Source organism: Streptococcus parasuis (genome assembly GCF_021654455.1).
In the GTDB taxonomy this organism is placed as follows: domain Bacteria; phylum Bacillota; class Bacilli; order Lactobacillales; family Streptococcaceae; genus Streptococcus; species Streptococcus parasuis.
The window spans coordinates 1,186,407-1,198,842 of sequence record NZ_AP024276.1; the positions used below are offsets into that span (position 1 = coordinate 1,186,407).

Below are 12,436 nucleotides of genomic sequence, written 5' to 3' on the forward strand. Positions count from 1 at the left end.
AAAAGCAGTGAGGCTTGAACAAAGTGAAAGCCACCGTCTTTAGGCGCTGGCTGGTGATGTGGGCTTATAGCCCTTGTTCAAACCACCCGTTTGACGGGTGGTCATGATTTCGATGACAAGTCAATTTCTAGAGATTGGCCAAACAGATGAGCCTTACTAGTCGTGTTCAGCGAAATCAGTGGGTAACGCTCTAGAATTTTCATGACATTATATAGACCAATACCTCTGCCCTCGCCTTTAGAACTATGACCAAAGGCATAAAGCTCTGAAAGGTCAACTCTTTCTTCCTTGGTGTTATTTTCGATAATAAACATCTGCTTATCATTGACCAGCAAAAAAGCGATGGTTAGCTTTGGACTGGCTGCATTTATCGCAGCCTCTATGGCGTTATCACATAATATCGATACTATTGTGATAAAATCTACCAACTCCATTCCTTGCAGTTTGATCACTTCTGGCACCTCCAAGCTAACTGATATATTGTTATCATTAGCCTGTAAGAACTTGGAGGCCAGTAGACTTTTCAAGCCGGAGTTATCAATATTGACCAAGCATCCGATGTCATATTTACTGGCTCGAAGTTGTTTACTTGAATCGTTTAATACTGTTTGGTAAATGTCCCTTATTTGCTCAATGTCATTATCTTCAATAGCCAAGCGTAATGTGGTCATCAGATTAGCATAATCATGCCTAAAACATTTCACTTCACGATAAAGATCCTCAACTTGCTTACTATAATCTTCCAAGCTTTTGAGCTGCAAGGCTTGTTGAAAATCAAGCTGTTCTTGTAGCTTTTTTCGCAAATGGAAATCAAGTTGTTTGATAATTCCCATGAAGATAACAAGATAGGTCACTAGAATAAATTGACGATGAGCCATGGTCGGCAATCCGATGTCATACTCTAAATAAGTCAAGGTCTGTATCAAGATGTAATACGCAACCATCACCCAGTTGGTCAGATAGAGTAGCCGTTTGTCTTCAGTTACAAGATTGTCTGTTCTTAACTTGACAAAGTCATACTTTAGCCATTTTAAAAAGAAAAGAGCAGCCGATATAGACAAGAAATTAACGAGAATAAAAGTTGGTGTATCTTCTATAATTCCCGATGACTGCCCCAATAAAGGTAAAACAAAATAGGACACCATGCGATAAAAGAGATTTTCTAAGGTAAAGGGCAGTAGACCATAGAAAATCAAAAGGGTCTTCGGTAAGGGCCGCAGCAATATCATGGCTAGGAGAAAACCATACAAAGGGGTGTCAAAATAAGATAAAAATTGACTTGAAAATAACTGACTTAAAGTCGCGAAAAGGGCTGCAACGGATACTCTGAGCAGAATGACCAAGAGGATTGAACGGATGGAATACTTTAGGCGGTTAACACTAAAAAAGAGAACAATGAGTGAACCCAATGAAACAACGGATTCAATAATATAGTTTAAAACAGACATCCTTTCTCCTTTATCTATGCAGTCTATCAATAACAGCTAAAGTTGATTCTAGCTTTTGCCTTGAGACAAGACAGGTAGAGCTATTTGGAAAATAGACCTGCTTTTCTTGCCGATCAACCTTAACAACATTCCTCGGATTGATTGCAAATGAACGATGACATTGTAACAGTCGCTTATCTTGTTTCAGAATATCTGATAAACTTGCTGTAAACTCCATTCGGTCTGTTTTGGTGTAAAGGATAACACGATGAGGACGTGGAGAAGTCTCGATGTAGTAAACTTCATTAAAGGGGTACTGTACTTGGGCATATTTAGATTTAAAATAAAATGAATCCTCCGCCACTGCTTTATGATTCTTACCATAAACATGAAATAAAGCAGCTTCTATTCGCGATTCAAATTCAGTAGCTCCAAGTTCTTTATCAATATAATCTAGGGCAGATACCTGGTACCTGAAAGATAAGGGCATAAACTCGGAGTGTGTTGTCACAAAAACAATACTAGCATAAGGGTCAATCTCTCTAATTTGTTTAGCGACTTGAAGTCCTTTTAGTTCGTCTTCCTTAATCTCAATATCTAAAAAGAAGAGCTGATGTACTCCTTTTTCTTCTATTGCTTGAAGTAGCTGATGAGGTTTTCCTGAAATTTCAAATTTTTTCGGAACGATGTTGTGCTTTTCTAACAGCTTAGTAATAATCTTCTCAATTCTCGCTTGTTGCTTAAAATCATCTTCCAATACAAAGATATTCATGCTACATTCCTCCTTTGTTAATCCACTGACGCAGTATGTCCTGATAACGACGTCTTGAAAAAGTAAGGCAATGTTCTCCTTTTTCTCCAAGAAAAATACGTTTTTCTCGAGAATTGATAACCTTAATTTTTGAACGGTTAACTAGACTAGAACGATGACATCTAATAAAATATTCTGGATACATTTCCTCTATGTTTTGTAGCTTTTGTAAACAATCATAAATCTCTTTCTCAGTCACAATTTGAATGTAATGTGGCTTAGATGGATGCGATATGATATATAGTATATCTGACAGCAGCACTTTCTTTGTTTCATCCTTGACTTTGATAATCATAAAGTTCATAGCTATTTCCTCCTATGAACACTATAGCATAGGAGCAAAATCATTTTTCCTTCAAATCCTAAATGGTTATCTAAACGTCTTGAATGGTAAGATTTTACCATTTAGGAAAGTTAGAGGTCTATTCAGGAAATTAAGCTCACTAAACCAACAATAACTGATATAATTAAATTCCTAAATCATTGAAAAAGAAAGGATACTATGATTGAAATCTTTCCTTATTCCCCATTAAGTATTTTTATCGCAATCGTCATTAAAGGTTACTTAATCAGTCATCAGATTTATTCAAAAATCAAACTATCTTTCTCTTATTATCCGTATAAGTACGATAGTCCTACTACCTATTTTATCATAAAATCTAAGTTTTTAACATCAGAGAAGATGAACAATTACATAAAGAATGTACGAGATTATTCAGAACTAGCGACTATCATTATTATTGGCCAAAATATCGATTATGAAGAACTCTTCAAAAATCATTATCGGGTATTTGGCGTGATTAATACGACAAACAATAAATCATTAACATTTATCAGAGACCAAGTTCATTTTTATTTGGACGGTCTCTATGGTCTGAAGAAGAAAGAGAGTGACTAAGTGTCTGGACTAAAATCTCCAGTCTCCTAACCTTATATTCGTAATCATCTATCCATTTCGTCATAGATTTTTGATTTTTTTCTATTTCTTCTTCCACCTGTTCAAGTGTAATTGCCGCAGTCAAATTCATCTTGGCGTAGTCGTATCGTGCCAGTCTTCGATTTTCTGAATCAGAATTGTTAAGGTTGATCAATACTTCCGCCACCTTATTGAGATAAGCAACCTTATCTTGCAAATCCGTAATGGTCAAATCCAGCTGGGCAATTTCGTTGATGAGTTCGTCTTTGACTTCTTGGTAGGACTGGTTGTTGAGGTCTATCTCGATAAGAAGATTGAGCTCTGCGATATTATAGCAAAATGAAACAAAAACAGTACATTTGTGGTATAATGTACTTATGGCATATTCATTAGATTTTCGTAAAAAAGTTCTCGCATACTGTGAGAAAACCGGCAGTATTACTGAAGCATCTGTTGTTTTCGAAATTTCACGCAACACCATCTATCAATGGCTAAAATTAATGGAGAGTACAGGCGAGCTTCATCACCATGTTAAGGGAACCAAACCAAGAAAAGTTGATAGAGAAAAATTAAAGAACTATCTTGAAGCTCATCCAGATGCTTTTTTGACTGAAATAGCTTCTGAATTTGGCTGTCATCCAACAGCTATTCATTACGCTCTCAAAGCTATGGGGTATACTCGAAAAAAAAGAGCTGTACCTACTATGAACAAGACCCTGAGAAAGTAAATCAGTTCCTTAAAGAATTTAATAACTTAAGTCACTTGACACCTGTTTATATTGACGAGACAGGGTTTGAGACATATTTTCATCGAGAATATGGTCGCTCTTTGAAAGGTCAGTTGATCACAGGTCAGGTCTCTGGAAGAAGATTCCAGCGGCTACCTTTAGTTGCAGGTCTTATAAACGGTAAGATTATAGCCCCAATGACCTACAAAGAAACCATGACTAGTGACTTTTTCGAAGCTTGGTTTAAAACATTCTTACTGCCCACTTTAGATAGACCATCTGTTATCATTATGGACAATGCAAGGTTTCATCGGATGAGTAAGCTAAAAGAGTTATGCAAGGAGCAGGGTCATAGACTTTTACCACTTCCACCTTACTCACCTGAGTATAATCCTATTGAGAAAACATGGGCTCAAATCAAAAAACACCTCAGAAAAGTATTGCCAAATTTCGATACTTTTCTTGAGGCTCTTCTGTCCTTCTCTTGTTTCAATTGAATATATTTCAAGGGAACAGGCTGTCAAGCTCCACTAGAGCTTGAAGCTCATCAAATCAAGTCAACAACGTCTAACTTTGATTTTCGAAGAGTATTACTGGCTAGTTTCTGCCCAGCCTCATTGCAAAACTAAAAATGAGTTGATACAAATATATGATGTACCAACTCATTTTTAATCCAAATTACATGAAAAATCTTATTTCAAATATACATACCTCACCTAAAATTCCGGTCCCATTCCCCAGTTTGGTCCTTCTTGGTGTAAAAGAATTCGGATAAGGTTGGGTCATCCATGACTTTTACGATTTCAAGCAAATCATAGGCTAATTCCAATTGACTCAGTTCGGATTTCTTAACCCATCGAACTTCTCCCTCTTCAGTTGAGTGGATAGTTCCTGAAAACTCCGTAGCCTTATAAAGAAAGACAATATAGCGATGTCCTTCTTTGTCAGGCCAGTGCTTGGTGCCCACCAAGCGGGGATTTGAAATCGTCAAGCCAGTCTCTTCAAAAACCTCACGTATAACAGAGTCAGAGAAATTCTCACCTTCTTCAATATGTCCACCTGGAAATGCTGCGCCAGACCAACGATACCGTTTAGGATCTCGAATCTGAACTACTACATTTCCATCCTGATCCTCTATCATACACATATTCGTAAGTGTAACCAATTGTTTACGTGACATATAATCTCCTACTCTCTATCCAATACCTTTCACAATGAAGGCTTACCCTTCAAATTGACCTCTACCACTTCAATCCTCTCCCCACCAAGCAAAATCAAATGGCAGTCTACACGATCTATCTTGTAGGCTTTTTTCAATGCCTCCGCATAGAGTTGCATTTGAGCTTGGTAACGTTGACTGAGTTGGCTTGGTTGGTCGTATTTGTCTGTCTTATAATCAAAGAGGACAATATGATCATCGTACAGTAGGTAGCCATCGATAATCCCACGAAGGACAAATTGTTCCTGTGACAAAGAATCTGTCTGCAAACTTGCAAATGGAGCTTCTCGGTGGAGTTTGTCCGTATTGGCTAGAATTTCTCTTCCTAAGTCTGTATCAAAGAAATCTAAAATCATCTGAATATTGATTTTATCTTTAATCGCTTGCTCAGCATGAACAGCTTCTAGGGCATCTCTTACCGTATCTTCTGTCACCAACCAAGACAGATCCAAGCGTTGCATGAGTTCATGGACTGCTGAACCGACTTGGGCTCCAGTAATTTTTGGTTTCTTGGAGAAATCTGGCAGGTTGAAGGTCCGTTTTGGCTGGTATTTTTCCATAACTTCCATGCCTTCTTGTTCCAAGACAGGCTCATAGAGTTTCTTGATTTGACTTGGAGTCCGTAAACTTGGTAATTCGATAGCAGCCTTATAGCGGGCATTCAACTCTTGGACAGAAGATAGTTGGTCCAAGGCCTGGTCAATGTCTTCTGATTGACGAATATCTTTAAGGCTGGCGTTTTCTAGCTTACTCTTCAATGTGAGTTTACCAATCTTCTCCTCTGTCAAATCCTCATCCGTCACAAAGACTTTCTTGAAGTGCAAGTCTTCTCCTGAAAAAGCCTCATCAATGGCTAGAATCCAGTCTTGGAAGGTCGCCAGACTTTCACGTGTTGATTGGGCAAGTACGCCATCTTCCTTCTTGCCATCGTATTTTTCAGCTAACTTGTCAGCATTGCCCTTTCCAACCAGATACAGCTTCTTCTCAGCACGCGTTAGTGCAACATAAAGCAACCGCATTTGTTCTGAAAGATTGGCGATTTTTAGCTCTTGGAGATTATTTTGATAAGGTAGAGTGTTCATTAAGACTCGCACCTGAGGCAATGGGCTAGTTACCTTATCTTTCATATCCGCTAAATATTGGATACCCAGACCATTTTTTCGGCTGATGATGACTGACTGGTAATGGTCTTCCAAGTTGAATCGCTTATCGATGTTCATGAGGAAGACATACTTGAACTCCAAACCTTTTGACTTGTGGATAGTCATAAGCTGTACAGCATTTTGCGGTAGAAACTCTTGTACGTCTGCCAAGTCCTTGTCATTTGCTAAGGCACGGTCAATCATGGCGATGAAGCGGGACAAGCCCTTGTAGCCTGTTTTTTCAAACTGGTTGGCACGCAGACCTAGTGCATATAGATTGGCCTGACGCTTGCTGCCATTTGGAAGAGCACCGACATAGTCATAGTAGAATTTTTCATTGAAAATCTTCCAAATCAAATCATAGATAGAATGCAGTTTGGCAAAGGCACGCCAGTTTTCCAAAATAGACAAGAAATCCTTGATTTTCTTCTTCAACTCTCCTGACATAAGTTCAGGATGTTGCCCACTTGCTTGCTGGGCTACTTCCATTTTCTGATAGAAGAATCCTGTCTTAGCTTGTAGGGAAATCCGTGTCAGTTCATCCTCATCGAATCGGAACATAGGCGATTTAAGCAGGGCAACCAAGGCATAGTCATTGAGCGGATTGTTGATAACCCGCAAGGTATCCAGCATGATCATGACTTCTAAAGATTGCAGATAGGAGGCTGCTCCGCCATCTGCCACAATAGGAATCCCATGTTTTTCAAAAATGGACATAATGAGGTCATTGTGCGTCCGTTTTTGCACCAAGAGAGTGATGTCCTTGAAGTCTGCTCCTTCTTCATTGTGAAGACGAATAATCTCTTTTGCAACGACCTCAATTTCACCAGCAGTCAGAGGTGTTTCCTCCTCAGCATCCGTTGAAGAAGGCGCGCTCTCCTGCTGGTCGTAAATGAAGTATTCCATTTCATGCTTGGGCTGGGCAATTTTTTGACCAGGACTACCAGCCACTAGACTGTGGGTATCGTCATACTTGATTTCCCCTACTTGACGGTCCATCAGGCGCGTGAAAATAGCATTTGTTGCCTCCAAGACCTCAATCTGACTACGGAAATTTTCCTTGAGCAAAATCAATTTTCCAGCCTGAGGATTTGCCTGGTACAGTTCAAATTTCTCTTGAAAAATCATCGGATCCGCCTGACGGAATCGATAGATGGACTGCTTAATGTCACCCACCATAAAGCGGTTGTGACCGTTAGACAGCAGGTCCAGCATTCGTTCTTGGCTATGGTTGTTATCCTGGTACTCGTCCACCATGACTTCGTGGTATTTTTCTTGGAAAAACTGGCGGATGTCCGCATTTTCTTCTAAAATACGAATAGCGAAATGTCCAATATCGCCAAATTCAAAGGCTGCTTCCTTGATTTTGACATCCAGATAAGCCTGCGAAAAATCCAAGACAAAGTCACGTAATAATACAAGCAGTGGCAAAGCTTGAACCTGATAGTCTTTCAGCAGGGTCAATTCATAAACTTCCTGACCCAAATCTCGTAGTCCTGAGATAATCTGGCTCTTGCCAGCATTGTATTCTTCTTTAAAGGCTATCAAATGCTCATCTTTTGGTCGATTGGCATTGGTCAGGCCTTTTCCTCTGGACTGGTCATTGATGAGAAGGATTCTTTCAACCCGTTCCATCAAGTCCTTCTGGTTCAGACTATCTAAACCTGTCAACAAATCCAAGACTTCTTCCATATTGGCAAAATACTTGGCGGAACCAAAGTCATTTCTGCCCCATTCCACATGGTAGCGGAAGAAATCTGCAGCTTGATAGAGTTTGTCTAATACTTTTTCTTTAAAGCCTTGCTCTAAGATCTGCTCTATACGCTCTTGACTGTACAAATCAGCTTGAACAGCCTGCTCTTTCAGCCATTTAGTTGGACTGCTCGTCGATTGGCTAAAATCATGCACCTGATAAACAACCTGACGAAAACCACTATTATCCTTGCGGTTGCCCAAAAAATTGCGAACTAGTTTGCGGAATGCACCATTTTCATCCTGTTCAAGATAATCTGCAAAAAGCTGATCGAAAACCTCTTTTTTCAGACTTGCTTTTTCTGTCTCATCCTGTAAAATCCGAAACTGCGGAGAAATACCAAGGCTATAACCGTAGGTTGTCACCAATTTCTGCGAAAAGGAGTCCATGGTCCCGATGTCTGCCTTGGTCAAATCCGCCAACTGGGCCGACAAATGCCGACGCAATTCCATATCGGTCGTCTCAGCAATGGTTTCGTTGAGATTTTTCTCAATCCGCTCCTTCAATTCACCAGCCGCTTTGACTGTAAAGGTCGAGATAAAGAGCTGGTCGATTCCCACACCACGCTTCAACATATCCAAAATCCGTTGAACCATGACGAAGGTCTTTCCTGACCCAGCCGATGCAGAGACCAGAACATTCTGACCGTGCGTGTAGATGGCTTCAATCTGCTCAGGTGTGCGTTTTTGTTGCTTATCAGAATTGGCTTCCGCCAGCTGCATAGCCTTGATTTCTTCCGCGCTTAAAAATTGTTCAAAAGCCATTAGTCCTGACCTCCTTTCATTCGTTCCATCCAATCTTGACGCTTGGCCTCTTTGACCAACCGCCGTGCCATGCCCATGTGCCGATCCGCCTCAAAACCAGTGATTGCCTTCAGCTGCTCACCTGCCACCGAACGCCCATCTTTGGTATACGGGTTAACAGCAAAGCGACCAGCCAGAATGTCCATGGCAGCTTGTTTGTAGAGTTCTTGGTTGTGGTTCAATAAAACCGCAAACTCATCTTCCGTGTAGAGTTGGTTACGAGTCTGATAAAAATGATTGAGCCCCAGACTTTCCTCCTTCAAGAAAAGCCCCTTGTAAACCAAGCTCGTATTGGCAGCTCCTTCTAGCTGTTCTAAATTCTTCGTGTCTTTTAATTTGATAATCGGATCCTGCAAATGCAAATACATAGCTCCAAAAACAGGTTTATCCTTGGTTTCATCTAGCTCTTGTAAGGCTGCCAAGTAGGTTACCAACTGAGGTTTGAGACCATTGTAAAAATCCCCAACTGAAAAAGATTGGTCGCTGGACTTGTAATCCACAATACCGACAGCCTGATTGATTTGTAAGGTATCCAAGCGGTCAATGGTACCATTTACATGCACACTCTTGCCATTTTGAAGGTCAAAAACCAGCGCCTTATCCTGACGGAAACTCTTTTCCTGACCATCAATTTCAACCAAATCATTATCCCGCAAAATGGTCGCACTGGAGCGAGCAATCTTATCCAGCACCTCCTCCGTATAACGAGCATCCGCATCCTGGTTATAAAACATAGCAAATTCTGCCTCGTCACGCGTACGCAGGATGGCCTTGTCCACTTTTTGATCAAAATCTAGCTCAGATTGGTCCATGACCACTCGTTCAAAAATCCGATGCAAGAATAAACCATGCTGAAAGGCAGTCGGATGGATGGATTCCTGTTCCCGCAAACGAAGAACATTACGGACAAAGTAAAGATATTGATTATTGTAGAAATTGGTCAAGCTGGATGCAGAAAGATTGAACGGCTTATCCTCTGGATATAAAGCAGCCAAGGTATCAGCTGCAAGCTGTTTAGAAGTAATTTCGCCAGTAATGGTCGGAATTTCAATGCCTTGCGACTCCAATTTCTTCTTCAAATGGCGAACCAAGACTGTCCAGAAGGCCCTCTGCCCTTCCCATTCTTCATTATCAAGAGATGGTCTTTCTGACTCAATCAAACGGGATAAGAGACTCTTGTAGTGACCGATGTCTTGCGGACTAAGTGTTTTAATCCGTCCACGTTCTTCGGATTTCAGCCCCATTTTTTGGAGAATCTTGATATAAGGGGAGAGACTATCCTCACCTTCGTTATAAATCTGAGGTGTGGAAATAACTAACTGTTCCGTCGCAGCATTCAGCAGAGACATCATGGCAGCATGGTTCTTCTTGATATTCTCTCGGCTGACCAAGTCAAAACGTGAAGAACTAGCCGAAACAAGATTGACTTTTTCCATCTCTTCTTCTGTCAATAGACTGGTATTCTTGGCAACTTTAGGAAAATTAGACTGGCCCATCCCGATAGCATAAACATACTTTGCAGTGTGCGGCTCGATCAAATCATAGGATTTGACATTGACCACATCAACTGTTGCAGGAACGGTACGATAGTGACTGGCCTGCATTCCAGCCTGTAAAATAGCCAGAAAATCATCCATTTTCAATTTTTCTTTTCCGAAAATCTGATGAAAATTCTCAAGAATATGGGTAAAACTTTTCCAGACCTGCTCTTCTTTTTCTTGCTCTACTTCGCTCAAATTTCGAGACATTTTTTCCATATTTTTAGGAAGCTCAATCGCCTCCAAAAATGCCATAAATTTCTCAAGCAAGGCAGCTCCAGATTGTGATCCAGCCTTAAACAGCTGGTTCAAAGGTTCCATAATCTTAGCACGTAGGGGTTCCAAGACATTCAAATCATAGACAAGTCGCTTCTCCTTGACAGTCTCAACATCGTAGTCCGCTCTGCCATTGACCGAAAAAGCCCTCGAAAAAGCAGCCTGCCCCTTCATATCCGCAAAAAGGATGTAAGACTCAAATAGGTCCAGCTCCTTTTGGGAAATGCTGGCGTACAAACCAGATTTGAGGAGATTGAGCAGGTCTTCCGCTCGGAAACGATAGCGACGCAAGCGCTCCAAGGACTCTACAAAATGGACCAACGGATGATGACTCATCTCCTCTGCCTTGCCGAAATAGTAAGGAATATCATACTTGTCAAAAATCTTGCCAATCTGCAACTTGTAGCTATCCACATCACCCAAGAGCAATAAGATGTCTTTATAACGAGCCCCTTGATGCACATGCTGACGAATTGCAGTCGCAACTTGCTCCACTTCTTCTTTTTGGTTAACAACCTCCCAGAGTTGGATTTTTTCTTGATCTGCTGGAGTCAAGGCTATCATGGTCCCGCTGTAGTCATAAAAGGCTTCCATATTCTTTGAAAATTTACCGATACTGTCCAAGACTGGCTCTTGACCAATATAAGTAGCCTTAGTCTGGAACTGCGCTGATAACTGACGTAAAAAGTCAACATTAGCTTGATAGACATTGCCTTCCGCATAGGTCGCTTGCACAGCTTTCTTGCTGGCATATACACCAATCAGGATTTCCGACACCCGTTCATTTAAAGCACTTACTAAAGCTTCTTCTTCTGCCGAAAAACGAGAAAATCCGTCTACCACCAGCACAATGTTCTTCAACTGCTCATCCAACTGACCAGTTTCTACCAAGCGAGTCAGCTGTGCTAACTTAGACTGATGCTCAAAACCTTCTTTGGACAAAATGTCTGTTACAGCCAGAAAAATCTTCACCAAATCAGCCTGCTTATCTGGTGACTCCATGGCTTCCAGGTCCAAAATAGACATATTTGCCCGTTGCAATTCTTTGTATAAAGCAACTAGCTGGTTAATAAACCCAAAATCTGTCTGTAAACGACCATAGACTTTCAAGTCGCCGTCATCAAATTGCGATAGAACACGAAAGAAAATCATGGCAAGACCAACATCATCCAGCGGTTGACCTGCTTCTTTCCTATCAATCATCAAATAGCGGGCCAATTGCCCAAAACGGGTCACAATAATATCAAAAGTTGCCTGTTCAGGCAGGTATTCCAAGACCTTGCGCTCCATCTCAAAGGATAGAGAGTTTGGAGCAATGTAAAAAACTCGCTTAGCTTCCTTAGCAAACTCTGCTGCGGTATCCGTTAAATACTGCGTCAGAGGATTGCGAATATCTGTATAGACCAATTTCATCTTTCGTTCTCATTCTTTCCTGAATATACTATGTCTAGTATATCAAAATCTAACAAAAAAATGGTCCAATGGACCATTTTTCGGAAAGATAAATTTTCTAACTACTCTTTTCTTGCTCTTTAGCTAAACGCTCGCGTTCCAACCGTAACTTGCGATTGGGATTGAGCTTGTTAAAAAGTTCTTCTAATTTTTCAGCATTCCAAACATCGGCTGCCGAAACAAAATTCCCATTTTTATCCTTGAAGGATATCGGCTTATCACCCATAAAGACCTCCAATTTTTTATTACTTATTCATAATTAACCGTCACTAACGGAACAAAATTAGTAAGGTAGCTAGCCAAGGTCCCCTAGGACTTGGCGTAGTTTGACTAGCAAGTTAACTTGCAGTCAAACTGCTTACCTCGCTTTC

9 protein-coding genes and 1 pseudogene are annotated in these 12,436 nt (G+C 40.7%); 2 read left to right on the top strand and 8 right to left on the bottom strand.

What is annotated here, in order from left to right:
* Window positions 1-101: 101 nt before the first annotated feature.
* From L6410_RS05975 to L6410_RS05985, 3 genes are read right to left on the bottom strand one after another with little or no spacing between them, the layout of a single operon-like run.
* Window positions 102-1,448 (bottom strand): GHKL domain-containing protein, encoded by a 1,347-nt coding sequence (locus L6410_RS05975; RefSeq protein ID WP_237395092.1) that lies wholly within the window; start codon window positions 1,446-1,448, stop codon window positions 102-104.
* A 10-nt stretch (window positions 1,449-1,458) separates the two neighbouring features.
* On the bottom strand, window positions 1,459-2,199 hold the full coding sequence (locus L6410_RS05980) for a response regulator transcription factor (RefSeq protein WP_222381069.1): 741 nt from the start codon (window positions 2,197-2,199) through the stop codon (window positions 1,459-1,461).
* 1 nt (window position 2,200) lies between these two features.
* The gene (locus L6410_RS05985) at window positions 2,201-2,542 is read right to left on the bottom strand and encodes a LytR/AlgR family response regulator transcription factor (protein WP_222381070.1); all 342 of its coding nucleotides are present in this window, start codon (window positions 2,540-2,542) and stop codon (window positions 2,201-2,203) included.
* A gap of 198 nt (window positions 2,543-2,740) precedes the next feature.
* Between L6410_RS05985 and L6410_RS05990 the strand changes: the two genes are divergently transcribed.
* Window positions 2,741-3,136, top strand: a complete 396-nt coding sequence (locus L6410_RS05990; RefSeq protein WP_237395093.1) for a hypothetical protein — start codon at window positions 2,741-2,743, stop codon at window positions 3,134-3,136.
* On the opposite strand, the pseudogene L6410_RS05995 reads toward L6410_RS05990, so the two are convergent.
* Window positions 3,072-3,482 (bottom strand): annotated as a pseudogene (locus L6410_RS05995) (helical hairpin domain-containing protein); the annotation flags it as partial. The gene L6410_RS05990 and the pseudogene L6410_RS05995 overlap by 65 nt on opposite strands.
* Before the next feature lie 49 nt (window positions 3,483-3,531).
* On the opposite strand from L6410_RS05995, the gene L6410_RS06000 reads away from it, so the two are divergent.
* A protein-coding gene (locus tag L6410_RS06000) for an IS630 family transposase (protein WP_237395094.1) occupies window positions 3,532-4,379 on the top strand; the annotation gives its coding sequence in 2 pieces (ribosomal slippage) (window positions 3,532-3,835 and window positions 3,835-4,379; 849 coding nt in all).
* A gap of 215 nt (window positions 4,380-4,594) precedes the next feature.
* Here L6410_RS06000 and L6410_RS06005 read toward each other — a convergent pair.
* The 4 genes from L6410_RS06005 to L6410_RS06020 all read right to left on the bottom strand — a co-directional run bounded on the left by L6410_RS06005 (window position 4,595) and on the right by L6410_RS06020 (window position 12,291).
* On the bottom strand, window positions 4,595-5,062 hold the full coding sequence (locus tag L6410_RS06005) for an 8-oxo-dGTP diphosphatase (protein WP_172130292.1): 468 nt from the start codon (window positions 5,060-5,062) through the stop codon (window positions 4,595-4,597).
* 29 nt (window positions 5,063-5,091) lie between these two features.
* Window positions 5,092-8,760, bottom strand: a complete 3,669-nt coding sequence (addA, locus tag L6410_RS06010) for a helicase-exonuclease AddAB subunit AddA (protein ID WP_237395095.1) — start codon at window positions 8,758-8,760, stop codon at window positions 5,092-5,094.
* Window positions 8,760-12,026: an ATP-dependent nuclease subunit B gene (rexB, locus tag L6410_RS06015; RefSeq protein ID WP_237395096.1), complete on the bottom strand. Its 3,267-nt coding sequence runs from the start codon at window positions 12,024-12,026 to the stop codon at window positions 8,760-8,762. The genes addA and rexB overlap by 1 nt, the downstream gene beginning before the upstream one ends.
* A 97-nt stretch (window positions 12,027-12,123) precedes the next feature.
* Window positions 12,124-12,291, bottom strand: coding sequence for a hypothetical protein (locus L6410_RS06020; RefSeq protein ID WP_024392259.1), 168 nt, complete (start codon window positions 12,289-12,291; stop codon window positions 12,124-12,126).
* Between the last annotated feature and the right edge of the window lie 145 nt (window positions 12,292-12,436).

Bases quoted from the DNA above. Each gene is read 5' to 3' on its own strand.
- L6410_RS05975 (WP_237395092.1), bottom strand. From the start codon at position 1,448: ATGTCTGTTTTAAACTATATTATTGAATCCGTTGTTTCATTGGGTTCA.
- L6410_RS05980 (WP_222381069.1), bottom strand. From the start codon at position 2,199: ATGAATATCTTTGTATTGGAAGATGATTTTAAGCAACAAGCGAGAATT.
- L6410_RS05985 (WP_222381070.1), bottom strand. From the start codon at position 2,542: ATGAACTTTATGATTATCAAAGTCAAGGATGAAACAAAGAAAGTGCTG.
- L6410_RS05990 (WP_237395093.1), top strand. From the start codon at position 2,741: ATGATTGAAATCTTTCCTTATTCCCCATTAAGTATTTTTATCGCAATC.
- L6410_RS06005 (WP_172130292.1), bottom strand. From the start codon at position 5,062: ATGTCACGTAAACAATTGGTTACACTTACGAATATGTGTATGATAGAG.
- addA (WP_237395095.1), bottom strand. From the start codon at position 8,760: ATGGCTTTTGAACAATTTTTAAGCGCGGAAGAAATCAAGGCTATGCAG.
- rexB (WP_237395096.1), bottom strand. From the start codon at position 12,026: ATGAAATTGGTCTATACAGATATTCGCAATCCTCTGACGCAGTATTTA.
- L6410_RS06020 (WP_024392259.1), bottom strand. From the start codon at position 12,291: ATGGGTGATAAGCCGATATCCTTCAAGGATAAAAATGGGAATTTTGTT.